The organism is Flavobacterium sp. KACC 22763 (assembly GCF_028736155.1).
GTDB lineage: Bacteria > Bacteroidota > Bacteroidia > Flavobacteriales > Flavobacteriaceae > Flavobacterium.
Genome location: NZ_CP117879.1, coordinates 3,932,838 through 3,958,895 on the forward strand (window position 1 = coordinate 3,932,838; position 26,058 = coordinate 3,958,895).

Here is a 26,058-nt window from a genome sequence, read left to right on the forward strand (position 1 = left end):
AATAAAAAAAGCCATTCAATTAAGAATGGCTTTTCATATTTATTTAGAAAACTAATTATAGTTTACCTTGGTATTTAGAACCAATGTGTCTAATTTCAGTTCTTCTGTTTTGTGCTTTACCTGCAGCAGTTTTGTTACTTGCAACTGGTTGGCTAGATCCAAATCCTTTAGCTTCTAAGTTCTCTGGGTTAACACCTCTTTGAACTAATGCATCTAATACAGCTTTAGCTCTCTCTTCAGAAAGTTTTTGGTTGATTTTAGCAGAACCTGTACTATCTGTGTGTCCTTCGATAGAGAATTTCGCGTTTGGATAGTTTTTAAGGATTTCTTTAATAGCATCTAATCTAGCTGGAGTTTCTTTGTCACCAGTTTTGAAAGTAGCTTTTCCTGAGTTGAAGTAGATTGCTCTAGCTTGAACTTTAAGATCTTCTAATGCCTCAGAAGTTACTTCTGGACATCCTCTGTTACTAGCAGGACCTGCAACTGTAGGACAGTCGTCATCTTTGTCAGCAACACCATCTTTATCAGCATCTAAGAATGGGCAACCACCGTTTTCTTTAGGACCAGCAACTGTAGGACATTTATCGTCTTTATCAGCGATTCCGTCACCGTCAGTATCAGGACAACCTTTTAAAGCAGCTAAACCAGCAACATCTGGACAAGCATCATCTTTATCAGCGATTCCGTCACCGTCAGTATCAGGACATCCGTTTAATGCAGCTAAACCAAATACATCTGGACAAGCGTCAGAAGCATCAACGATTCCGTCTCCGTCAGTATCAGGACATCCGTTGAATTGTTTTAAACCTGCAACATCTGGACAAGCATCGTCTTTGTCATAGATTCCGTCCCCGTCAGTATCTTTACCTCCGAATTTGAAAATCAAACCAGCAGTGTGTTGGAAATGAGATGGAGTATCAATTTCTCCATTACGATCATTTCTACCAGGATTATCTCCTGAACCTGCTGCAACAGCCCATTTATATCTTGTAGCAAGCTCAAGACCAATTGCATCTGTAAACCAGAAAGTAACTCCAGCACCTGGATTAACAGTTCCGAAACTATCATCTCCTAGGAAAGTATAACCTCCACCAACAGATAACGAAGGATCGATTACTTTAGATTTAATTAATTCTTGGAAGCTGTATTTGATAGTAGCATCAATTCCGTAGTACATTAAATCACCAGGATTAGTTACCACATTACCTCTTCCATCGTGCCCTGGAGCAGTTGGTCTAAAATAAACCGCTTTATCAATTTTGTTTACAGATCCTTGTAAACCAACTGAGAAACCATGCCCTACATATCTATTTACTCCAATGTAAGATAAAGATGGAAGAATATTCCAGTTGTCTTTTACAGCAAATGGCTGAGAAAAGTGTTGGTCAAAGAAACCATGACCAGCACCTGAACTTGTTCTAGTATCCACAGCATTAACCCCGAAAGAGATCGCCCATGGATTGTTACTGTCTTGCGCGTGAGAACTTAAACCCATCGCCATCAATACAGCAACTAAAAGTTTGTTAAGATGTTTCATACTTAATTTTTTTAATTACAATTTAGTTAATTACAAGCAAAAGTAACACCAAATTTTTTAAATACAAAATGAAATGTTAAAAAAAACCTACAAAAATTTAACCAAAGTGGTAATTATATAACTTTTAACATTTTACCTACAACTGTAAAGGCATTTATTGCTTTATCTAAGTGTTCTTTTTCATGTGCTGCAGATAGCTGTACACGTATTCTAGCCTTCTCTTTAGGAACTACCGGAAAGAAAAAACCAATAACATATATTCCTTGTTTCAAAAGTTCGTTTGCCATTGTCTGAGATAATTTTGCATCGTACAGCATAACTGGAACAATTGCAGAATCTCCGTCAATAATATCAAAACCTGCTTTTTTCATACCTTCTTTAAAATAGTTGGTATTCCATTCTAGCTTATCACGAAGCGTTGTATCTTTTTCTAACAATTCAAATACTTTTATCGAAGCCCCAACAATTGCAGGTGCCAATGAATTTGAAAACAAATATGGTCTAGATCTCTGACGAAGTAATTCTATAATTTCTTTTTTCGCAGTGGTGTATCCTCCCATAGCACCACCTAAAGCTTTACCAAGAGTTCCTGTAATGATATCTACTCTTCCCATTACTCCTTTTGCTTCAAGAGTTCCTTTTCCTGTCGCTCCAATAAAACCAGCAGCATGACATTCGTCCACCATTACCATTGCATCATATTTATCAGCTAAATCACAGATCTTATCCAATGGCGCCACTAAACCATCCATAGAGAAAACCCCGTCAGTTACAATTAATTTAAAACGAGCACCAGCTTCATTTGCTTTAATTAACTGCTGCTCTAAATCTTCCATATTGTTATTTTCATAACGATAACGAGCTGCTTTACACAAACGAACTCCATCAATAATAGAAGCATGATTTAAACTGTCTGAAATAATAGCATCGTCCTCTCCTAATAAAGGTTCAAAAACCCCACCGTTTGCATCAAAAGCAGCCGCATATAATATAGTGTCTTCTGTACCGTAAAAATCAGCAATCTTTTTCTCTAATGTTTTATGAATATCTTGTGTTCCACAAATGAAACGTACTGACGACATTCCAAAACCATGTGTATCCATCGCGTCTTTTGCCGCTTGCACCACTTCTGGATGCGAAGAAAGCCCTAGATAATTGTTAGCACAAAAGTTCAATACTGTTTCTCCTGTCGAAATTGTGATTTCAGCACCTTGTGGAGAAGTAATAATTCTCTCTTTTTTGAAAATTCCATTTTCTTCAATCGTCTGCAATTCTTTCTGCAGATGTTCTTTTATTTTACCGTACATTTTTTATTTATTTAAAACGTTAAAAATTAACAACTTAACCAAAATTAAGCTTCGTTTTTTCTTTAACATCTGATTAATTTTTTCACAAATTTACTACTTCAATTTCCTCTCCTATATATACAAGAGCTTTTTTTAACACTGTGTACCCTAAATCTTCAATTGCATCTTGATATTCCTGAATTTGCTGCAGATATTTAGCATTAGACACTCCAGTTTTATAATCCAACAAATAAGCCTCTTTGTTTTCCAGAAACACAATCCGATCTGGCTTTAAAATTCTTCCTTCTTTCTGAACGATCGTCTGCTCATTGAGAACCGTATGATTTCCATCAAAACACATATTGAGCTCTGGATGATTTACAATTTCTTTCAAAGTCTGCAGTACTTGATCCTTTTGATCATAAGTTATCAAACCATTTTCGAGCGATTTTGTAACAGCCAAATCAATATCTGACTTATCTTTAACAAAAGCCAAAATCTCATGAACAATGTTTCCATAGGAAATCGCTTCCTGCTGATGTGTTCCCCACATTAAAGCCTCGCGCTGAGCAATTTTAATATTTTTAGGATTTAAAACTTCTTTCACTATTGGAATAGATTTAACCATATCAATAATTTTTGACGCTTTTGACAATCTAGCCTTATTTCCAAATTCGTAATTCAATTTTTCTTCATCATAAACTCCTTCATGAATCAAAAATTTAATAAAAAAGGAAGCCATATTGTTCGGATATTCACCATCACTTTTAGCTTTTAGCGATTGAGAAATAACATACAATTGTTCTTCAGCGCGAGTAAGAGCAACATAAAGCACATTTATATTATCTAAAAGCTCTTCTTGTTTTTTTAAATTAAAAACTGCCGATGCGTTTTCTCCAAAACTTTCAACCGCACTACTATTATCAACTAAAGCTTTTGGAACTCCCAAATCTATTTCTTCTGTGTCTAGCCACAACTTATCTTTTGGTTTTCGATTATAATCTTCATCTGCAAAAGGCATAATTACGACTGGAAATTCCAAACCTTTAGACTTATGAATAGTCATGATTCGAACAGCGTTATTTCCTTCAGGAGATGGAATGCTAAATTTTTCCGCATTTTTATCCCAAAAAACTAAAAAATCTGAAACTCCTGCCTGATTTCTAATATCCCTTTCCAAAACAATATCCAAGAAAAACTGCACATAAGCATTCCCTTCTGATGGAAGAATGAATTTAGAAATGATAATTTCAACCGCTTCATACAGAGATTTCTTTCTAACATCTTCAAAAGAAAAAGAAACATCAAAAGTTAAAAGCCATTCTTCAAATTCTTTTTCAAATCGATGATTCATTCCCATCGCAATAAAATCATGAACTGGCATTGACAAATCTTTCGTTGAAGCCAAGAAATGCAAAAAGTTAGCTTTTGATTCTAGATCTGAGCTATTATTTAAATATCTAAGAAGATGAATGATCAGACGAACTTCTGACGCATTCTGAATCATTAATGTTTCCGAAGACAGCAACGGAATTCCCTGTTCCGTCAAATAGTTAGCAATTGCAATTCCTTGATCTCTTTTTCTAGTCAGGATTACAATGTCTTTATATTCGAAACCTTGCTTAACTACTTCTTGAATCGTATTTAAAGTTGCTAAAACATACAAATCTGATTTTTCTACAACATCGTCTTCATCTGCAAAATCATTTTTATCAATAATTGGAAGAAATGAAATGTTTACATAACCGCCTTTTTTCGAATTTATATTTTGAAAACTATGATTTTCGTACAGATTTTTATAATCTTCATTTGAAAATTCACTAGAAATCAATTTAAAAAAAGCGTTGTTAAACTCAATGACTTCGCTATAGCTTCTATAGTTTGTATCGAGATGTTTTACTACTTTTTCATGATGAAAAAAAGCCACCTCTTCTTTACTCAGTTCTATAAATTGCTCTGCTTTTCCTCCGCGCCAGCGATAAATAGATTGTTTCGGATCTCCAACAATCATAAGAGTTCCTTTATTTCCAAAATCATCCAAACCAGAAAGCGAATTATCAATCAGCGGAATCAGGTTCTGCCACTGCATTTCTGATGTATCTTGAAATTCATCAATAAAGAAATTTCGATAACGCTCTCCCAAACGCTCATAAATAAACGGCGCTGGCTGATTCTGAATTTCGCGGTGAATTATTGCGTTGAATTCTGAAATGGATAAGATATTCTGTTCTGATTGAATCTTTGCAAGTTCATTACTTACGGTGTTCAACAAAGAAAGTGGCGTAATATTTTTTAGAAAGGCTTTGTAAAAATCTCTTTTTTCGAAATTCTGATAAATCTCTTTCAGTATTTGAAGTAATTCAGGAATAATATTTTCGATTAACGCTCGGTCTTTAGCCGTTTTATTAATCGCAATATCATCAAACTCATGAAAGGTTTTATTTTTCGGATTAAATTTCCCGTCACTAATACTTTGCAAATGGTTCGGAAAAGTTCCTCTTGAAAATGACTTTGGGTCGATTCCGTTTTTATCAATTAATTCAATTGCCTTAGCCGCAAGACCCTCATTGGTTTCTTCCAATTCTTTACAAAGCCCTTGCATTTTCTTTTTAATCTCAACAAACTCTCCGATTGTTTTATTTTGAAAATGCAGAATTTCATTTCGATTGTTTTCATTCAAAACCAATCTACCTGTATCGAGAATTTCACGAGAAATATCCCAACTTTTGTCGTCATCGGTTTTTTCCATTGTGAAATCGATGAGCAATTTGGTTAAAGTTTCATCTTCACCCGCTTGCGCAATAATAGCATCAACAGCTTCAACCAATAAGTTTTCGGTATCCAAAGTCACCTCAAAAGTCATTGGAAGATTAAGATCATGTGCAAAAGCACGAATAACTTTATGTGTAAATTTATCAATAGTAGAAATATCAAAAGCAGCATAATTATGAATTAAGTGCTTAATGATTTGCTGCGATTTGGTTTTAATTTTAATGATCGAAAGTCCAGTATCGCGTGAAAGATCTTCCATTAAATCAGCCGCTTTTGGAGACGGATCGTCTTTTGCAAATTCAGATAAATTTCCAACAATACGGCTTTTCATTTCATGAACAGCCTTATTGGTAAAAGTTATGGCTAAGATATTTCTGTATGCATCGTTTTTTGGAGAAGAAAGAATAATTTTTAAATATTCTTTTACCAATGTATACGTCTTTCCTGATCCCGCAGAAGCATCATAAATGAAAAAAGACGGACTTTGCATAAGTTTGGTTTTTAGTATTGTAAAAATAATACAATAATATTAAATGCCAATAATGAAAAATTCCAAATTCCAATATCTATTTATTGCGAATGCTCTAAATATTGGAATTTGGAATTTGGAAAATTTTGGAATTTATGCGTGTTTAGGAAAAGCTCTTCTGTTAAAAACCAAAAGTATCCCTACACCTGTAGAAATTGCAACATCGGCTATATTAAAAATAGCATTAAAAAAGGCAAAATGCTTTCCACCGAATAATGGAAGCCATTCTGGAAGATTTCCTTCCCAAATAGGGAAATAAAACATATCTACGACTAATCCATGAAACCATGTTCCATAAGGAGCTGGAGAAAAAATTGTTGCAAGGTTGTGCGTGCTGTCATCAAAAATAACTCCATAGAAAACAGAATCGATAATATTTCCTGCCGCTCCTGCAAAGATCAAAGCAATAGCAACCACTAAATATGTAGAGTGACGTTTTTTTATAGAATCAGAAAGCCACCAGCCAATTCCAACAACAGCAAAGATTCTGAAAACCGTCAGAATCAGTTTTCCGTATTCTCCTGGTATTTTTGTTCCCCAAGCCATTCCTTCATTTTCAATAAAATGAATTCTAAACCAATCAGCAATTACAACTTCTTCACCAAGAACAAAATTTGTTTTGACATAAATTTTAGAAAGCTGATCAACAATTAAAACTAGAAATATAAGGAAATACGCTTTTCGTAATGACATTTTATGATTTTTTGATGGGCAAAAATAACAATTAAATCAAAAAAAACGCTCCTAAAGGAGCGTTAATTCTTTTGCAACAAACCAAACAAGTTTATCTGCTAATCTAAACGTAGTAAAGTTTACTTTTTTACAGCTGCTTTTGCTGGCGCTTTCGGACTGTCGGAGAAAAAATCTGAAATCGATTTAAAGATTCCTTTGCTCTCTTTTCCGGCAGCCAGTTTCTTAGCTTCACCCTTTTTTACATCTGCTTTAAATTTAACACGCAGTTTTTCAAATTCTTTCATTCTGCGTTCTACATCAGAGTTTACTTCTTTGAATTTCAATACTTTAGCCATAATGTAAGTTTTTCGTCGTAAATAATTAAAATTATTACTGATTTGGTACTACAATGATACATAATTTAATTTATATTTGTTAATAAAAATTAACACTTGTTTAGGATAACTTGCATTAATTTTTGAAAACGAATACCAACACAAACTAAATTTAACATTCCTCCCAAAATCCTACAAAATCATGAATGAAATCACAACTACACTAAACGACTTTCTTGTCAGCACAAAATCTACTGCTGCATTAATTTTGAACGGAAAAGGAAAACTTATCACTTCCTTAAATCTTGACTACGGCGACAGTATTGCCGCAATGAGTGCAGCTATTTTATCTATGAGCGAAAAATTTTTAATTGATTTAGAAAAAGGCTCTCTAAAACAATTATACCTAAAAAGTGCTGAAGGCGTTATTGTTGGAAACAAAATAAGCGGCTCTAACTTTATCGTTGCTTTTTCTAAAGAAGGAAGTAATCTGGCCTTATTAATGCGTTCTACAGAAGAAGTTTCTGTTGAATTAAGCAAAAATTCTCTATTGAAATAACATAAAATTCTATTAACAAATAACCCAAATGAACTATGAGCAATGATTTTTTAAACGTGTTTTTAAATGAAATGAAAACTAACGTAAACGGCTTTATCGCTGTAGCAGTAACAGAGATTGAATCTGGATTAAGCTTTGGAAACCTAACAGTCGATCCTAGTTTTGATCCTGAATTAGCCGCTGCGTACAACTTAGAAGTTGTAAAAGCTAAATTGAGCGCTGTAAAAGCACTTAATTTAAACCAGGACATCGAAGATATTTTGATTACATTATCGAATCAAATTCACATTATCGATATTTCTCCTAACAAAAAATTCATGATCTATCTTGCAGCTGACGCTTCAAAAGCAAATTTAGGTATGACAAGAGCTATTTTAAGAAAACACAAAGCAGACGTTGAAAAAAATCTAGCGTAATTATGCAACAATTTTACTTTTAAAAAACACCGCCCCTAACCAAGGCGGTTTTTTTTTATTTATTGCAAAAAATCTTAGGTAATTTCACCTGCTTAATTCTTACAAAAAAAACAACCTTAAAATTAGCTTATCTTGATTAATTATAAATAATTTCTTTCAATAGTAATTTACATCATCAAATCTGAATTTCAGTGAACATTAAACAAAAAAAAAGCTCCCTTTTTAGGAGCGTTTTCTTTCTATCTAAAGATATTTTATAATTATCTCTGCAAGTTTTTAGCTTCGATACTCATTGTTGCATGAGGAACGATTTTAAGCCTTTCTTTGCTAATTAATTTACCTGTTACTTTGCAGATACCGTATGTTTTGTTTTCTACACGGAATAAAGCATTTTTTAAATCGCGAATGAATTTCTCTTGTCTGATAGCCAACTGAGAGTTCGCTTCTTTTGACATGGTCTCACTTCCTTCTTCAAAAGCTTTAAAAGTTGGAGAAGTATCGTCAGTTCCGTTATTCAAATCGTTCATATAGGCACTTTTGATCAAATCAAGATCTTCTTGCGCTTTTTTAATTTTTGCTTGGATTATCTCTTTGAACTCTGCTAAATCTGCGTCAGAGTATCTTGTAATTTCATCTATCATTTTCTAACTATTTTGAAATTAATATAATGGTTCTAATGTCATCAAACTCAATTTCTGTGCCGTTTTCTAACGTGTCAGCAAAAACCAGTTCGTCTGTTAATGTTTCTGACTTAATATAGTCTTCATTTTTTGAAACTGCATCTTCTAAAATACCGTCTCGTTTTATTTGAACTTTAATCTTATCCGTAACCTCAAATCCTGAATCTTTACGAATGTTTTGTATTCTATTAACTAATTCTCTAGCGATACCTTCATTTTTTAATTCTTCGGTAAGAGTAATATCAAGCGCAACTGTTATTCCGTTTGAATTAGCAACCAACCATCCTTCGATATCTTGTGATGTAATTTCCACATCTTCTAATGATAAAGTTACACTATTTCCTGCAATAACAATATCTAGCGTCCCTTGCTTGTCTAGCTGGTTAATCTGATCTGCAGAAAAACCTTGTATCTCCTTAGAAATCAGACCCATATCTTTACCAAAACGTGGTCCAAGAGCTTTAAAATTAGGCTTAATCTGTTTCACTAAAATACCTGAAGCATCGTCTAAAAGTTCAATTTCTTTCACGTTCACTTCGGCTTTTACAAGGTCCGAAATTGCTTCGATTTCAGCACGCTGATTCTCGTCAAGTACTGGAATCATTACCTTTTGCAGAGGTTGACGAACTTTAATCATCTCTTTTTTACGTAGTGACAACACCAAAGATGAGATCGTTTGCGCCTTCTGCATTTTGCTTTCCAACGTTTTATTAACAAAGTTTTCGACAAATTTTGGGAATTCTGCCAAGTGAACACTAGCAAAATCCTCGGTTCCCGTAGAAGCTGTCAAATCTCTGTATAATTTATCCATAAAAAATGGAGCTACTGGAGCGCTAAGTTTACTGATTGTAAGTAAACAAGTATAAAGCGTTTGGTAAGCCGCAATTTTATCTTTAGCGTATTCTCCTTTCCAGAAACGACGACGGCATAAACGAACGTACCAGTTACTTAAGTTTTCCTGAACGAAGTCAGAAATGGCTCTTGTCGCTTTTGTTGGTTCATAATCTTCGTAGCATTCGTCAACAAATTTGATTAGCGAATGTAATTCAGAAATAATCCATTGATCAATTTCAGGTCTTTCGTTTAACGGAATTTCGGCTTCAGCATATTTAAATCCGTCGATGTTTGCATATAACGAGAAGAACGAATAGGTATTATAAAGTGTTCCGAAGAATTTACGTTTCACCTCAGCAATTCCTTCAAGGTCAAACTTCAAGTTATCCCACGGATTTGCATTCATAATCATATACCAACGTGTAGCATCTGGGCCGTTTTCTGCAATGGTTTTAAACGGGTCTATGGTATTTCCTTTACTCTTAGACATTTTAATTCCGTTTTTATCCAAAACAAGACCATTTGAAACTACGTTTTTGTACGCTATTTTATCAAAAACTAAAGTTCCGATAGCGTGTAAGGTATAGAACCATCCACGAGTCTGATCTACTCCTTCGGCAATGAAATTCGCTGGAAAATCTTTGTTTCCGTCAATTTTATCTTTGTTCTCAAAAGGATAGTGCCATTGTGCATAAGGCATCGCTCCAGAATCAAACCAAACGTCGATTAGATCACTTTCGCGCTTCATTGGTTTTCCAGAAGCCGAAACCAAAGTGATAGCATCAACAACATTTTTGTGCAAATCAATTAAATCATAGTTTGATTCAGACATATTTCCAATCTCAAACCCTTTAAACGGATTTTCTTTTTGGAAACCTGCTTCGATTGACTTTTCGATTGCATTGTACAATTCTTCAACAGAACCGATAATAACTTCTTCTGTTTTATCTTCTGTTCTCCAAATTGGCAACGGAATTCCCCAATATCTAGAACGAGATAAGTTCCAATCATTAGCATTTTTAAGCCAATTTCCAAAACGTCCTTCACCAGTAGATTTAGGTTTCCAATTGATAGTTTCGTTCAGATCGAACATTCTATCTTTTACATCGGTTACTTTGATGAACCATGAATCTAGAGGATAGTATAATAACGGCTCGTCTGTTCTCCAGCTGTGTGGATAACTGTGCACGTATTTTTCAACTTTAAAAGCTTTGTTTTCTTCTTTAAGACGAATAGCGATTTCAACATCTACAGATTTCTCTGGAGCTTGTCCTGCATCGTAATATTCGTTTTTAACATATTTACCAGCCAAATCACCTACATGAGAAGTGAATTTTCCTTGCAAATCAACTAAAGGAACTGCTGTTCCGTTTTCGTCTAAAACCAACATTGGCGGTACTTCTGGCTTAGCTTCTTTTGCTACTTTAGCATCATCTGCACCAAAAGTCGGAGCCGTATGCACGATTCCTGTTCCGTCTTCTGTTGTAACGAAATCTCCAGAAATTACTCTAAATGCATTTTCAGCATTTTGGTATGGCAATACGTATGGCAATAATTGCTCGTAACGGATTTCTACTAAATCTGCTCCTTTCGCTTCTGTTAAGATTTTGTATGGCAATTTTTTGTCGCCATTTTTTACATTGTCAAAATCAGCATCGTCTTCACTTACGAAATATCCTTTTCCGAATTGTTTTCCAACTAAGTTTTTAGCCAAAATCACATTGATTGGCTCAAAAGTATATTGATTGAAAGTTTTAACTAAAACATAATCGATTTTTGGCCCAACTGTCAAGGCTGTATTTGACGGAAGTGTCCAAGGCGTTGTCGTCCAAGCTAAAATGTGAATATCTCCAAATCCTTGTAAAAAGTTCGGCAGTGTTTCTGATAAAGTTTTGAATTGCGCTACAATTGTAGTATCCGTAACATCTCTATAAGCTCCAGGCTGATTTACTTCGTGAGAAGACAATCCAGTTCCTGCTTTTGGAGAATACGGTTGAATCGTGTATCCTTTGTACAACAAACCTTTATCGTAGATTTGTTTCAAAAGCCACCAAACAGATTCCATATATTTTGGTTTATAAGTCACATACGGATCATCCATATCAACCCAATACCCCATTTTTTCGGTCAAATCATTCCATACGTCCGTATAACGCATAACGGTTTTTTTACACGCTTCGTTATATTCTTCGATAGAAATGGTCTTGCCAATATCTTCTTTTGTAATTCCTAATTCTTTTTCGGTACCCAATTCCACAGGCAAACCGTGAGTATCCCATCCAGCTTTTCTTTTTACTTGAAAACCTTTCTGAGTCTTATATCTGCAAAAAATGTCTTTAATCGCACGTGCCATTACGTGGTGAATACCAGGCAATCCGTTTGCTGAAGGCGGACCTTCAAAAAATACGAAAGGCTCAGCACCTTCGCGAGTTGTTACACTCTTTTCAAATATATTTTCTTTCTTCCAAAAATCAAGAACTTCAGACGCTACAGTTGGCAAGTCAAGTCCTTTGTATTCAGTAAATTTTGTACTCATTTTATCCTTTTCTTAAACGAGGTGCGAAAGTAAGGAATTTTGAGGAAAATAGATAAAAGATAAGGTAAAAAAGACCAATTCAAGGAAATTTTGAGTAGATTCCGCAACAAATAATATCTTTTTTATTGATTTAAGAGAAAACTTCCTTTAAAACCTCTAAAGATTTAGGTTTTTTGAATCCTTCTAAATGTAAACTGTAATAATCAATCAGAATTCTCAGTAGAATTTGTCTTTCCAAAACATGAAAAACTTTTTGATCATTATCAAATTTTAATTCAAGGAGTTTTTTAAACAGATTGGTTTCATGTTCCGAAAGTACATTCCCATTCTGAAAAAGAGTAAAAATCCCTTCATTCATTTCAAAAAAAGGAAGATTAACCTCTGACAAATCAGGATAAAAACCGAGGTATTTTGTAATTTCTAAGAGGAGTATTAAATGAAAGTTAGAAATTTCATCATGATGATCTAACCAAGTTAGCGCCGTTTCTAAAAACAAGAAAAGCTGTTCGTTTTTTTCTTCTTCCTGAATGGAATAATGGAGCATTTCTGAAAGAAACATTACCATTGTACTTTTCACAATGTCAGTGTGAATGCTTTGAAATGGAACGGCCGTTTTTATTTCTTTAAAATTTTCAAGCGTGCCTTTATTTTTATGGACAGCTTCAATTTCTAAAATCGAAAACGGCTGAAAATAGGCAATCTTCTGACTTGCCTTTCTGCTAGAAAAAGCATCACGCACAAAATAAGATTTCAGTCCGCTTGAAAGTGTAAAGCATTTTACAATCAAGCTTTTTTCCTGAAATTTTAATGCTGAAATTACTATGGCTTTTGTTTTGACGAGCATTTTTAATTTTAGATTGTAGATTTTAGATTTTAGATTTCTATCCAAAACTAAAAACTGTGACTGTGACCGAAAACTGCGACTGAATACTAACGAATTATCATTATTTTTTTAACCTTAGTTTCCCCACCATCTTCTGCAGAAATAAAAACCATATAAACTCCAGAAGCTACTTTGTATTTTCCAAAAGCAGTTGTATCCCACTCGATCGTTCCGCCTTCCGAAGTTGTTTCGTAAACTAAATTGCCTGCAATGTCAGTAATTTTAACATTTGCTTTATCAATTAATCCAGCAACTTTTACTGTTCCGTTATAATTTGGGCGAACCGGATTTGGATAAACATATACATTACTCAAATCATCGTTTGCATCTGTTGCAATTCCGTTAAATGAAACTAATCCTTTATTGGTTGCAATAAAAACTTCTCCCGTTTTAGCATTTATCTTGATATCGTTTACATAATTGCTTGGTAACGGAGAATTATTTATGGTAAAATGATATTTGGTTTCCTGACCATTTGGCGAAACCATAAAAACTCCAGAATCGGCAGTTCCAATCCATTTATTGTTTGCGCCATCAACTACAATAGAAGTAATAAACTGCTCATATAATAACTCTTGAGCCAAATCGTCTTCTGTAATAATAATTGCATTTGCTTTTAGCTGACTTTCCGACTGAAAACTTCCGATATTTGATAAAACTCTCAAACCTTTTGTTGTCCCAATCCAAAGCTGATTTTTTGTGTCTAAAGCTAAAGCTCTAATATCTGCAATAGGCAGATTTCCTGTATCAACTCCAAAAGTCATTTTTTTGAAGACATTACCACTTTCATTAAAACCAACAACTCCATCTTTATTGGTTCCAATCCATTTTACATTATTACGGTCAATAACCAAACTCGAATAATTACTTTCCCCAGCATTGTCTAAAATAGCAGTCATAGCATAACTTCCCCATTGTCCATTTGCCTTTAAAACTTTGAGCCCATTTTTAATTCGGCTGTTTGTTACCCAAAGATTTGCAGATTTATCAAATGCTGTTGCATTGATACGGATATCAATATAATTTGGATCTCCTGTTGTTAAGGATTCTAAACCGCTATTTTTTTCGTTGTATAAAAAAGTCGGAACATCATTTTCAACTTTCACCAAACCAGAAAAAAATGAACTTGCATAAACTTGTTTTTCATTGTTTGGGTTAATAAGAACCTTTGCAATTGATTTTGCATCATACACTTCAGAATACGGAATATTCAGCCATCCTGAAGCATTATACTTACTGATTCCGTAATTATCTAAAGGATAAGGATTATAGGAAACATCATAATCGCCATAAACCGCCCATAAAACACTTGAACCTGCATCTATGGCAAAAATATTGTTTCGAACAGGCCCCGCAGGCGTATTATTCTCAAAAGCGGCAATAGTATTGAGAGAAGAGACAAACAATCCTTTTTCTTTTGTTCCAATAAAAATCTGATTTCCAACTGCCGTTGCACAGCTAAAATTTAAAGTATTATCTAAAACCTGAGAATTTGTAATTTGTCGGTTCAGTACCATCTGATTATTATAAACATAAACCGTATTGGCAGTGGTAACAAATAAACTATGATTTTTTGCTCTTGTATCTACAGCTGTCTGAGGCAATTGCAAAAACCCAACAAATGTATTTGCATTGAATCTATGAATATATCCAGAATCATTTATCGCAATAAGCTCAGTATCTAAAGCCTCTACACTAGACCAATTTCCGCCATTTACAACCGACCATTGCTTGTAATCTATAAGATTGCCATTCGTCTTATCTGCTTTTCTAATACCACTCGATGTTGCTGCAAAAATAAATCCGTTAAATATAGTGGTTTGTTTAACGCTTATTTCAGCGCCGTTATCACCAATAAAATAAGTATCACCAAACTGAGAAGTTTTCAAATTAAATTGCACAATTCCAAAATCACAAGAAACATAAACCAGCCCATGATCTTCCATAAAATGATTGATCTTTTTTGTGTTTGCTGGCAGTTGTTTATTAATTATATCAACTACTTTTAGAATACTTCCGTCAACATCATTAATCAAAATCATCAAGCCATTTTCGTAGCCGATTATTGTTTTTTTGAATGTCTCACTATAATAAACCGCAGAAATGGTCTGACCTGATAGCCCGTCAACGGTGGTCGTGGTTTTAAGAATATTTGTCGCCGTATTTTTTGCAAACAATGCATTTTCTGAAGCAGCAAATACACTCGTAGCCGACTCAGAAATATCTTTTATTTCATTAAATGAAAAATATCCCTGCCAAGACAGTTTGCCTTGTGCCTCGCACAACTGAATGAGAAGTAAAAACAAACTGCAGAAAAATACTTTTTTCATCATTTAATGTATTCGATTAGGGCAAATATACTACAAACAAGATTTTATTTAATTTTTAGCACAAATAAAATACCCTCGATATCTTATGACGATAATCGAGGGTATTTTTTATAGTAGTAAGTAAATCTTAAACAACACCTTGTGCAAGCATCGCATCGGCAACTTTCACAAATCCGGCAATGTTTGCTCCTTTTACGTAGTTCACATATCCGTCTTCTTCAGCACCGTATTTTTTACATTGGTTATGAATTCCGATCATGATTTCCTTCAATCTCAAGTCAACTTCTTCACTTGTCCAGTTTAAACGGATTGAGTTTTGAGTCATTTCTAATCCAGAAGCGGCAACACCACCAGCATTTGCAGCTTTTCCTGGCGCGAATAATACTTTATTATCTAAGAAAAGTTTAATAGCATCTAATGTAGAAGGCATGTTTGCAGCTTCAGTCACACATAAAACACCATTATCGATTAATTTCTTAGCATCCTCTCCGTTTAATTCGTTTTGAGTAGCACATGGAATAGCGATATCTACTTTTACTTCCCAAGGGCTTTTCCCTTTATGGAATATCGCGTTTGGATATTTCTCTAAATATCTTTCTGCTCTATTATCTCCAGTAGCTCTCATTTCAACCATATGGTCAATTTTTTCTCCAGAGATACCTTCTTCGTCATAAATGTATCCGTCAGGTCCAGAGATTGTAACTACTTTACCTCCTAATTCATTTACTTTTAAAGCTACTCCCCAAGCTACATTTCCGAATCCTGAAATAGCTACTCTTTTACCTTTAATCTCATGTCCGATAGTACGAAGCATTTGATCTGTAAAATAAACCACTCCATATCCTGTAGCTTCAGGTCTGATTAATGAACCTCCGTAAGCCAAACCTTTTCCAGTTAAAACTCCAGTAAATTCATTTCTAATTCTTTTATATTGTCCGAACAAATAACCAATTTCTCTTGCTCCAACACCAATATCTCCAGCTGGAACGTCAAGATCTGGACCAATATGACGGCATAATTCTGTCATGAATGACTGGCAGAAACGCATAATTTCTGCATCAGATTTTCCTTCTGGATCAAAATCAGAACCACCTTTACCTCCACCCATTGGAAGAGTTGTTAAACTGTTTTTGAAAACTTGTTCGAAAGCAAGGAATTTTAAAACTGATAGATTTACTGTATGGTGAAATCTAATTCCTCCTTTATAAGGTCCGATTGCAGAGTTCATCTGAATTCTAAAACCTCTATTTACAATAATTTCTCCTTTATCGTCTACCCACGGAACTCTGAATATTATTGATCTTTCTGGTTCAGCGATTCTTAAAAGAATATTCTTTCCATCATATTTTTTACGCTCAGATATAAACGGAATTACAGTTTCTGCAAATTCTCTAACTGCTTGAAGAAATTCTGGCTCATTTGGATTTTTTGACTCAACAAGAGCCATAAACTCATTTATTTTTTGTTCCATCTTTGAAATAAATTTTCAGATAATTTAGATTTAATTTTTACTCTTATAAAAATAAGAAAACCCGTTTAAGAAAACGTTTTCGTTTTAACTGACAAAGATATAGCAAATAATGATTCGATGTTACATTTTTCACTTTTTTGAAACGATTTGTGGTTTTTTCAAACATTCCAAAAAAAACACATTTTTCATGTAGGTGTTTACATGCAAATCACCTTTTAAAAGTTAGTAAATTAAGTATTTTGTTACTTATTTTTCAATACAGCAATTTAATATTTTGAATCGATTAGGTTTTTTATATATTTGCCTCGATTTGTAAGCCCCAAAAAAATGCCTAAGCACCTATTTATCACATTATTTGCCTTATTGGGCATCTCAACTGCTGTATCAGCACAAGGAATAGCCCAAGAGATCGGAATCTATGCAGGACCAGTAACTTTACAGTCCGATTTTGGAGAGAGAAACAACTTTGATAATAATGTTGGAAACACAGGTTTTGGCATTGGAGTCATGCACTTTATTAACTTCTCTGCCAATAACAATAGAGAAAACTTTTTCACAGAACATTTTAAAGTAAGATCTGATCTGTCTTATAGCAAAACTACTTTAAAGCATCATGGCCAATGGGTTGAACATAAACCTAATGGATTATTTGCTACGCAATTAAGAAACATGCACGCAAGCTCAAGTATAGTAAGTTTGGGAGCACAGATTGAATTTTCTCCTTTTATGAAAATTCACGATTTTGAAAACACAGTTGGTAGCTTCAGTCCGTACGGAGCTTTAGGTATCCAAGCAAGCTATTATTCTGCAAAGATTGGATCTCGTTTAGGAGACATGACGCTTCCTGCTAATACTCCAGGAAAATATTTAACTCCTTCTGATGGACGTGCACACGGATTTTCTACTGAAACTGGCGTGGCTTTAGCAGCAACAGCAGCAGTTGGTGTACATTACAAACTGACTGACATGAGTGATTTAATGTTTGAAACTCGTTTTCATATGTACAGCACAGATTGGATCGACGGATTAAACCCAAATAAAGATATTTACAAAGAAAACAAAGCTAACGACTGGCAGGTTTGGTTTAACTTTGGATACATCTACTATTTAGAATTCTAAAAAGAATTAAAAACCAAGATATGAAATCCCAAATTCCAAAACTATTAAACTGGAATTTGGGATTTTTCATTAGACATATTTAGTATCTGAATATTCTAAAAAATTTTAAATCCTAAAATATAAAAATCCCAAATTCCAAAGTAATCAAAATTGGAATTTGGGATTTTAGTTTATTGGAATTTCTTTTTTAAGAAAGCGCTTGCTCTAAATCTGCGATTAAATCTTCTGCATCTTCGATACCAACACTCAATCGAACCAAATCATCAGTTATACCAACCTCTGCTCTTTTATCTGCAGGAATTGACGCGTGTGTCATTAATGCCGGGTGATTGGCCAATGATTCTACTCCGCCTAAAGATTCAGCCAATGTAAATACTTTCAGTTTTTCTAAAAACGCAATAGAATCTTCTTTTTTACCAGATTTGAAATCAAACGAAACCATTCCTCCAAAAGCTTTCATTTGTTTCTTTGCAATTTCGTGAAACGGATGGTTTTTTAAACCTGGATAATAAACTGTTTTAATCTTTGGGTGATTACTTAAGTATTCTACCACCTTTTCTCCATTTTCACAGTGTCTCTGAACTCTTAAAGCCAAAGTTTTAATTCCTCTTAAAACCAAAAAACTATCCATTGGCCCAAGAGTTGCTCCTGTTGCAAATTGTTGAAAATGCAATTGATCTCCAAGGGCTGCGTCTTTTACAATTAAAGCTCCAGCAATAACATCAGAATGACCTCCTAAATATTTTGTAGCAGAGTGCATTACAATATCAGCTCCTAAATCAAGAGGTTTCTGTAAATAAGGAGTTGCAAAAGTATTATCTACAGCAAGAAGAATTTTTTTCTCTTGAGTGATTTTAGCTATTTCCTGAATATCTGCCAATTTCATCAACGGATTGGTTGGTGTTTCTACCCAAATCAGTTTAGTATTTTCATTGATTAAACTTTTCAATTTTTCGATATTCGTCATATCAACAAAATGAAATTTAATACCTGAATCTTTGTAAACACGAGAAAACATTCTGTAAGTTCCTCCGTACAAATCATCCATTGCAATGATTTCGTCTCCCGCTTTAAACGATCTTAAAACGCAATCTGTAGCTGCAAGACCAGACGAAAATGCCAATCCGCGGGTTCCGTTTTCAATACTTGCCAAAGCGTCTTCTAAAGCAGTACGCGTCGGATTTGAAGCTCTACTATATTCGTAATCTGCCAAAGGCTTCCCTGGGCTTGTTTGCACAAATGTTGAAGTTTGATATACTGGCGGCATAACTGCACCTGTACTTGGATCATGATGCTGCCCGCCGTGTATTACTTTTGTATTGAATTTCATATAGTTATAAATTTAAATTCCTTAATTCTTTTACAAATTTACCGCTTAATTTATTTTATCGCGACACAACTTCTTACCTTTGTAGATAATTAACACTTTTTGATATGAAAAATTACTTATTTATAATCTTTTTGTGTTTGATTTTTACAAGTTGCAAAAAAGAGCTTTCATTTGAAAATGAAACGTTTGAAGAGAAATCTACTATCCCGTGTGCAAATGACTGCCCGAAAATCACGATAGAAGTTCCAATTGCTAAAAATATTAAAGTAACATCAGACAGCATTAATAAAAAAGTTTTTGCTGTTATAAAAGAGATTGTATTTTTCGAAGAAGATTCAGTAAAAGTTGATGATTATAAATCGTTGGCAAAATCGTTTATTACCTCATACGAAGAAATGCATCAAAAATTCCCAAATGACACTTTTGGATGGGAAGCAAAAATTATTGGAAATGTCGAATTTGAATCCGATCAAGTTTTAAACCTTAAAATCGACCATTATACATTTACTGGCGGCGCTCACGGCTATCAAGGCTACCGATCATTATTGTTTGATAAAAAAACAGGAAAAACCATTTTCAACAAACAGTTATTTAAAAACGAAAATGAGTTTAAAGCTTTCGCCGAAAAAACTTTTAGATCAAAATATAAAATTCCAGAAAAAGCCAATATTAATGCTACGGGTTTAATGTTTGAAAATGATAAATTTCAGTTGCCTCAAAACATTTTTTATACTTCTCAAGGTTTACTTTTATACTATAACTCATACGAAGCCGCATCTTACGCAGACGGCCCAAAAGAACTTGTATTTCCGTATGAAGAAGTAAAAAAGTATTTGAATTTTCAATAATAATTTCAACATGAGTTAGACGCACTGCAGTGCGTCTCTACTGGAAAACCTTTGTCACTTTGTTTCTCTGAACCTTTGCACCTTTCTATTGAACATCATACTTCATCTTACGCAAAACTCTCAAAGCCTCTTTAAAAGAAGAATAGATATTTTTATAAGGTTTCAGTAATAATTTTGCATCAATTAACTTCTGTCTGGCATCTTCAAAACCATTCAAATAACAAATCATAAAAGTAGAAGGAAGGTTTTCCAGATCTTTCATTTCGCGTTCAGATAGAGAAATTTCTTTCTCCAGTTTTCTAAGCAGCGCTATATTAGAATTATAAATATGATGCAGCATTTTTCGGTTAAACTCAGGTGGCTGAAAAAGCATTTGTCGATCAATTTTATAATATCCGTTATCAAAAAAATAAATCGTTTGCTCTTCTAGCGGATAATAACTCGTTTTGTCATTTAAGCCTAAAGGAACATATTCTGTTATGGTAAAAGTATCATCATTATAATCGATCGTAACCACATCTTGTGCAGAATAAAAAAGTTTAATCTGTTCGTTTATCAATTCGATGTCAACTCTTGAAAGATATGTTTTATCACGCAGTTTTTTAGGAACTCCAGCCCAGCAGATTACAAACAATTCTTTAAAAACATGATATTTCGGAGACATATCTTTATGTCGGAAATTCATAAAATCGATAACTCCGTCTAAAGTATATTGAATACTATTTCGAGAACTATTTTCAATCCCGATTACCGTTTCCGTATTCTGATTGCTTTTTTCGATTTCTTCGTGTTCTTCTAGAGGGATCGAATTACTGCCACGTCTTATAAAAATGCTGTTGGCAAGAATAGTGTGAATTCCTTTTTTAAAGTAAGAGATTTTGCTTTTAGGTTTGATGGTAACCAGACCGATTACTTTGTCTTTTGGAAGATTGGGAAAAGGAACGTTTTCATATTGAATTTTCGGTGGATTTTCTAAGAAAGCGTTGACCAGATTTTGAATTCGGCTATCATCAAAGAAGTCATCACCGACAATTTCGTTATCCTGATCTTCTACTCCAACTACGATATAAGAATTATTGTTTGGATTTGAATTGGATAATGCGCAAATGTGCTTTAAGAACTTTCCTTTTCCTTCTCTGGAATGAAGATTCAATTGCCTTTTCTTATCATAAAAACTGCTTTCGTCATTATGAGCGAGGAGATTTTTAATTAAAAGGCGCTTATTAATCATGTCGGTTTTATTTTGCCACGAATTGCACTAATTCGCACTAATTTAATTTATTAAAACTTAAAATTAAAAAAAAGACGCACTACTGTGCGTCTATACATTCGATTTTATTTAAATATTTTTCTTTACAATAGTCGAAGACGCCTGTGCCGTACTCATAACAACCAAATCGGCAATATTTACATGATAAGGTCTTGAAACCACGAAGTGAATAATATCCGCAATATCTTCTGCCTGCAGCGGATCAAATCCTTTATAAACATTTGCCGCTCTTTCAACATCTCCTTTAAAACGGACTTCGCTAAATTCTGTTGCTACCATTCCTGGATGAATACCGCCAACTCTAATTCCAAACGGATTCAAGTCAATTCGCATTCCTGCTGTAATGGCATCAACGGCGTGCTTAGAACCGCAGTATACATTTCCGTTCGGGTAAACTTCTTTTGCCGCTGTTGAACCTATATTAATAATATGCCCCAATTGTCTTTCGACCATTTGCGGAATTATTGCTTTTGACACATATAAAAGTCCTTTCACATTAATATCAATCATGGCATCCCAATCGTCCAAATTTCCATTTTGAATTGGATCTAAACCGTGAGCATTTCCAGCGTTATTAATTAAAACATCGATTGTAGAAAAATCGTTTGGCAGAGAACCTATTTTTTCTAAAACTTCTTCTTTGTTTCGAACATCAAATGCTAAAGAATGCACTTCAGTAAAAGCTGAAAGTTCTTTTTGAAGTTCTTCTAAGCGGTCTGTACGTCTTCCGCAGAGAACCACTTTATAATTGTTTTTTGCTAAAATCTGAGCAGTCGCTTTTCCAATTCCGCTTGTTGCTCCAGTAATTAAAACTGTCTTTTTCATTTTAAACTATTTATTTTTTTGATACAGATTAAAATAATGCATCATTTTTTTAGGATTAAAATCGTGTTTAATCAACCTACCTCTTCCTTAAGGTTTAATTAATTCAACACAAAATTACGGCATAAAAACACTAAATGAAGTTCGTTCTGCGTTATAAATTTACTAATTTAAAAACAAAGAAACTTATGAAAGCTGTAAACCTCAAATTTAGAATTTTTCTCTTGGCGTCATTATCTACTCTATTTCTAGCAAGCTGTAGCAGTAGTGATAGTAATGATGGTTCACAAACTTCAAAAGTAAGTGTACGAATGACAGATGCACCGGGTGATTACGATCAGGTAAACGTTGAAGTTTTAGACGTTAAAATTAAAAGCAATTCTGAAACTGGCGAAGATGGATGGGTTAGTATAGGAAATATTAAACCTGGAGTATATAATTTATTGGATTTAACTGGTGGCGTAAATGTGCTTTTGGCAGATAACGAAGTGCCATCTGGATATTTAGGTCAAATTCGATTAATTCTTGGAGAACACAATACTGTTGTTAAAGACGGTACAACTTATCCTTTAAAAACACCAAGCGCCCAACAATCGGGTTTAAAATTAAAAGTTAACCAAACATTGACAGCTGGTGCAACTTATGACTTTTTATTAGATTTTGATGTAGAGCATTCTGTAGTTGTAGAAGCTGGTAATTCTGGCAACTTCAATTTACATCCTGTAATTAGAGTTTCTACAAATGCAACATCTGGAATAATCAAAGGAATTGTAACACCTTTTACTTTCCAATCTTTAGTATCAGTTCAAATAGGAGACACAACTGTTTCAGCTTATACAGATGAACTAGGAGTGTTTCAGCTAAATGGTATTCCGGCGGGAACTTATTCTGTAACCATTACACCTGATGTAAGTTCACAATTGCCTGCTTTAATTGTTCCTAATGTGGTGGTCGTAAACGGGCAAATCACAAACATGAACACTCTCGTTTTAAAATAAAGACTCCTTAAAACATAAAAAACAGCTATTCTAAAAAGTAGAATAGCTGTTTTTTTTATGTTTATTCTTTTAAGGAATTAAAAAATTACTTCTAAATCTGTAAAATATTTTAATTCTTATTTTTCCATTCCTCTAAATTCAATACCATATTGAGCGCCGTCCAAGTTTCTCCATCTACCTCCCTTAAATATTTTTTATCGGGATTTAAAGTAAACCCAACTTTTTCATAACACTTTTGAGCTCCGATATTAAAATCAAAAACATTCAACTCAATATTTCTTTCTTTTCTGTTTTCAAAAATATATTGCAGCAATAAAGTCACCATCTGCTCGCCAATTCCTTTTCCTCTTTGGTTTTGATCCATAATCAAGATTCGACCTAATTTTGCAAAACCATCGTAAAAATAAATCTCACAATGTCCAATAGTATTACCATTAGAAATATTTGCAACTCTAAAAGCAATTCTATTTTTATCAGAAAGCGTTTTATCGATCTGCTCTTCTGTTAAAGGAAAAGCAAATTCTGGTCCGCCAAATTGCATTAAATCTTTGGCATTTTTGACAGAATCGATCAATTCTGAATAATCTTTTTTTTCAAAATTTTCTAGGTATATCATTTTTCAGAATAGTATAAATTAAGGCACATCGTCGCCCATACTTTCTGTCCAGATAGCAAACCAGTCTTGGTTATCCATTTCCAATTCTACGGCTTTCATTAAAGATTGAATTCTGGCAATGTTCACTGTTCCTGCAATCGGAATTATTTTTGCTGGGTGTTTTAAAATCCAAGCCAATAATAAAGTGTCAGAACCTAAATGGTATTTTTCTACCAACTCAGAGAACAGTTTTTTCAGACGACGTGTTTTTTTGGTGTCTTCTCTAAAAACAGTTCCAAGCGGATTCCAAGACAACGGACGAATTCCATGCGTCTGCATATAATCTAAACTTCCATCTGTCATTGCTTCATAATGCGTTGCCGAAAACTGTACCTGATTATAGCTTACTTCTGTTTTACTGCGGATTAATTCGGTTTGAGAACTTGTAAAGTTTGAAAGACCAAAATCGATAATTTTCCCTTCACCTTTTAACTTTTCAACTGCTTCTGCGATTTCGTCAGCCTGCATTAAAGGACTTGGTCTGTGAAGTAAAAAAACATCTACATAATCTGTTTTTAAATTCTTCAAAGAAGTTTCTACAGACTTAATAATATAGTCTTTAGAATAATCATAATGTTTGATTTTGTTTTCAGGGCGTTTTTCAGCAATCATCTGAATTCCGCACTTGGTAATTAGTTGTAATTTTTCACGATCAATTTTACTTGCGTGAAAGGCTTTTCCAAAATCGGCTTCGGTCGTATACGAACCGTAAATATCCGCGTGATCAAAAGTCGTAATTTTGTTTTCGATACTTACCTGTATCATGTTTTCCATTTCTTTGGTTGTAAGGTTTTTATCCCAAACTCCCCAATTCATAGTGCCCGAAATTATAGGCGATAAGACTGTTTTGCTCATAATAATTATGCGTTATTTTTGGTAATAATTATGCTTTTATAAAACATAATCATCAAAGTTCTTAAAAATATAAAAATAGATTCACAATTAGTCCTTAAAATTAAGTCATTGGTCGAAGTTTTAACCATTCTTTAACATCTTACTTATCAAAAAATATTCAATTTGCACTCTCAAAAATTAGGCGTAAAAATCAAGGTTTTAAAAATATTTATATGGAAGAAAATACAACGACTTTAGACATTAGAGCGATAAATGAAAAAATTGAAAGAGAAAGTGCTTTTATAGACCTTCTTACAATGGAAATGAACAAAGTTATTGTGGGTCAGAAACATATGGTCGAGCGTCTATTGATCGGATTACTTGGACAAGGGCATATTTTATTGGAGGGAGTTCCTGGTCTGGCAAAAACTTTAGCCATCAATACGCTTTCTCAAGCGGTTCAAGGTTCTTTCAGCCGTATCCAGTTTACACCAGATTTATTGCCAGCCGATGTTATCGGAACCATGATTTACAACATTAAAGCAAACGAGTTTTCAATTAAAAAAGGACCGATTTTCGCCAATTTCGTACTTGCCGATGAGATTAACCGTGCTCCTGCAAAAGTTCAGTCAGCACTTTTGGAGGCGATGCAGGAGAAACAAGTTACAATTGGTGACTCAACTTTCAAATTAGATCGTCCGTTTTTAGTATTAGCAACACAAAACCCAGTTGAGCAAGAAGGTACTTATGCACTTCCTGAAGCGCAAGTTGACCGTTTTATGCTTAAAACTGTTATCGATTATCCAAAAATTGATGAAGAGCGCTTCGTAATTCGTCAAAACTTAAAAGGATCTTTCGAAAAAGTAAATCCTGTAGTTTCTGTAGATCAGATTTTACGTGCGCAAGAAGCTGTTCGTGAAGTTTATATGGATGAAAAAATCGAGAAATACATCTTAGATATTATTTTCGCTACGCGTTACCCAGAAAAATACAAATTAGCCGATTTAAAACCGCTTATCAGTTTTGGAGCTTCTCCTCGTGGAAGTATCAACTTGGCTAATGCTGCAAAATGCTATGCTTTCATCAAACGTCGTGGCTATGTAATTCCTGAAGACGTTCGTGCAGTTGTCCACGATGTTTTACGTCACAGAGTTGGAATCACTTACGAAGCAGAAGCAGAAAACATTACTTCTGTAGACATTATCAACAAAATCGTTAACGAGATTGAAGTACCTTAAAAAAAGTGCTCAGTGTTCAGATTTTTAGTATTCAGTTCCCTACTAATACTTTTAACTGAACACTAATAAAGACAGAAAGACCTGTTGGAATTTGGACTTGACTG

Annotated in this window: 21 protein-coding genes; 6 read left to right on the forward strand and 15 right to left on the reverse strand. The window is 34.0% G+C overall.

Going from position 1 to position 26,058, the window contains the following annotated elements; genetic code table 11:
- Positions 1-55: 55 nt before the first annotated feature.
- The 5 genes from PQ463_RS16530 to PQ463_RS16550 form a co-directional block, all read right to left on the reverse strand.
- Complete coding sequence (locus PQ463_RS16530) at positions 56-1,537, reverse strand: OmpA family protein (RefSeq protein ID WP_274254609.1); 1,482 nt, start codon at positions 1,535-1,537, stop codon at positions 56-58.
- Between the two features lie 113 nt (positions 1,538-1,650).
- Positions 1,651-2,844 (reverse strand): glycine C-acetyltransferase, encoded by a 1,194-nt coding sequence (gene kbl, locus PQ463_RS16535; protein WP_274254610.1) that lies wholly within the window; start codon positions 2,842-2,844, stop codon positions 1,651-1,653.
- Between the two features lie 82 nt (positions 2,845-2,926).
- Positions 2,927-6,085 (reverse strand): UvrD-helicase domain-containing protein, encoded by a 3,159-nt coding sequence (locus PQ463_RS16540; RefSeq protein ID WP_274254611.1) that lies wholly within the window; start codon positions 6,083-6,085, stop codon positions 2,927-2,929.
- A 132-nt stretch (positions 6,086-6,217) separates the two neighbouring features.
- A complete protein-coding gene (locus PQ463_RS16545; RefSeq protein WP_274254612.1) occupies positions 6,218-6,817 on the reverse strand; it encodes a lipoprotein signal peptidase in 600 nt (199 codons plus the stop codon).
- A 119-nt stretch (positions 6,818-6,936) separates the two neighbouring features.
- The gene (locus PQ463_RS16550; RefSeq protein WP_111365665.1) at positions 6,937-7,152 is read right to left on the reverse strand and encodes a hypothetical protein; all 216 of its coding nucleotides are present in this window, start codon (positions 7,150-7,152) and stop codon (positions 6,937-6,939) included.
- Positions 7,153-7,333: 181 nt separating this feature from the next.
- Between PQ463_RS16550 and PQ463_RS16555 the strand changes: the two genes are divergently transcribed.
- Entirely contained in the window at positions 7,334-7,690 is a 357-nt protein-coding gene (locus tag PQ463_RS16555; protein WP_109190909.1) for a roadblock/LC7 domain-containing protein, read from the forward strand.
- 35 nt (positions 7,691-7,725) lie between these two features.
- Positions 7,726-8,106 carry a hypothetical protein gene (locus PQ463_RS16560; RefSeq protein ID WP_274254613.1) on the forward strand — a complete coding sequence of 127 codons (381 nt, stop codon included), beginning with the start codon at positions 7,726-7,728 and terminating at the stop codon, positions 8,104-8,106.
- A gap of 260 nt (positions 8,107-8,366) precedes the next feature.
- Here the strand turns inward: PQ463_RS16560 and PQ463_RS16565 are convergent, their stop codons facing one another.
- The 5 genes from PQ463_RS16565 to gdhA form a co-directional block, all read right to left on the reverse strand.
- Positions 8,367-8,747, reverse strand: coding sequence for a TraR/DksA family transcriptional regulator (locus PQ463_RS16565; protein ID WP_012022792.1), 381 nt, complete (start codon positions 8,745-8,747; stop codon positions 8,367-8,369).
- 7 nt (positions 8,748-8,754) lie between these two features.
- Positions 8,755-12,156: an isoleucine--tRNA ligase gene (ileS, locus tag PQ463_RS16570; RefSeq protein ID WP_274254614.1), complete on the reverse strand. Its 3,402-nt coding sequence runs from the start codon at positions 12,154-12,156 to the stop codon at positions 8,755-8,757.
- A gap of 130 nt (positions 12,157-12,286) precedes the next feature.
- A complete protein-coding gene (gene recO, locus PQ463_RS16575; protein WP_274254615.1) occupies positions 12,287-13,000 on the reverse strand; it encodes a DNA repair protein RecO in 714 nt (237 codons plus the stop codon).
- Positions 13,001-13,086: 86 nt separating this feature from the next.
- Complete coding sequence (gene porZ / locus PQ463_RS16580) at positions 13,087-15,369, reverse strand: type IX secretion system anionic LPS delivery protein PorZ (RefSeq protein ID WP_274257968.1); 2,283 nt, start codon at positions 15,367-15,369, stop codon at positions 13,087-13,089.
- A 127-nt stretch (positions 15,370-15,496) separates the two neighbouring features.
- Complete coding sequence (gene gdhA / locus PQ463_RS16585; protein WP_111377505.1) at positions 15,497-16,840, reverse strand: NADP-specific glutamate dehydrogenase; 1,344 nt, start codon at positions 16,838-16,840, stop codon at positions 15,497-15,499.
- Between the two features lie 327 nt (positions 16,841-17,167).
- On the opposite strand from gdhA, the gene PQ463_RS16590 reads away from it, so the two are divergent.
- Complete coding sequence (locus PQ463_RS16590) at positions 17,168-17,959, forward strand: THC0290_0291 family protein (protein ID WP_274254616.1); 792 nt, start codon at positions 17,168-17,170, stop codon at positions 17,957-17,959.
- A 187-nt stretch (positions 17,960-18,146) separates the two neighbouring features.
- Here the strand turns inward: PQ463_RS16590 and PQ463_RS16595 are convergent, their stop codons facing one another.
- Positions 18,147-19,289, reverse strand: a complete 1,143-nt coding sequence (locus PQ463_RS16595; RefSeq protein WP_111377507.1) for a cystathionine gamma-synthase — start codon at positions 19,287-19,289, stop codon at positions 18,147-18,149.
- A gap of 104 nt (positions 19,290-19,393) precedes the next feature.
- On the opposite strand from PQ463_RS16595, the gene PQ463_RS16600 reads away from it, so the two are divergent.
- Positions 19,394-20,137, forward strand: coding sequence for a DUF3298 and DUF4163 domain-containing protein (locus PQ463_RS16600; protein WP_274254617.1), 744 nt, complete (start codon positions 19,394-19,396; stop codon positions 20,135-20,137).
- An 85-nt stretch (positions 20,138-20,222) separates the two neighbouring features.
- Here the strand turns inward: PQ463_RS16600 and PQ463_RS16605 are convergent, their stop codons facing one another.
- Both PQ463_RS16605 and PQ463_RS16610 read right to left on the reverse strand, forming a co-directional pair.
- Positions 20,223-21,368 carry an ATP-binding protein gene (locus PQ463_RS16605; RefSeq protein ID WP_274254618.1) on the reverse strand — a complete coding sequence of 382 codons (1,146 nt, stop codon included), beginning with the start codon at positions 21,366-21,368 and terminating at the stop codon, positions 20,223-20,225.
- Positions 21,369-21,476: 108 nt separating this feature from the next.
- Positions 21,477-22,232, reverse strand: coding sequence for an SDR family NAD(P)-dependent oxidoreductase (locus PQ463_RS16610; RefSeq protein WP_274254619.1), 756 nt, complete (start codon positions 22,230-22,232; stop codon positions 21,477-21,479).
- Between the two features lie 185 nt (positions 22,233-22,417).
- Here PQ463_RS16610 and PQ463_RS16615 point away from each other — a divergent pair, with 185 nt between their 5' ends.
- Positions 22,418-23,227, forward strand: coding sequence for a DUF4382 domain-containing protein (locus PQ463_RS16615; protein ID WP_274254620.1), 810 nt, complete (start codon positions 22,418-22,420; stop codon positions 23,225-23,227).
- A 109-nt stretch (positions 23,228-23,336) separates the two neighbouring features.
- Here the strand turns inward: PQ463_RS16615 and PQ463_RS16620 are convergent, their stop codons facing one another.
- The gene (locus PQ463_RS16620) at positions 23,337-23,843 is read right to left on the reverse strand and encodes a GNAT family N-acetyltransferase (RefSeq protein WP_274254621.1); all 507 of its coding nucleotides are present in this window, start codon (positions 23,841-23,843) and stop codon (positions 23,337-23,339) included.
- Positions 23,844-23,861: 18 nt separating this feature from the next.
- Entirely contained in the window at positions 23,862-24,737 is an 876-nt protein-coding gene (locus PQ463_RS16625) for an aldo/keto reductase (RefSeq protein ID WP_111425206.1), read from the reverse strand.
- Between the two features lie 212 nt (positions 24,738-24,949).
- Between PQ463_RS16625 and PQ463_RS16630 the strand changes: the two genes are divergently transcribed.
- The gene (locus PQ463_RS16630; protein ID WP_008465328.1) at positions 24,950-25,954 is read left to right on the forward strand and encodes an AAA family ATPase; all 1,005 of its coding nucleotides are present in this window, start codon (positions 24,950-24,952) and stop codon (positions 25,952-25,954) included.
- Positions 25,955-26,058 lie beyond the last annotated feature (104 nt).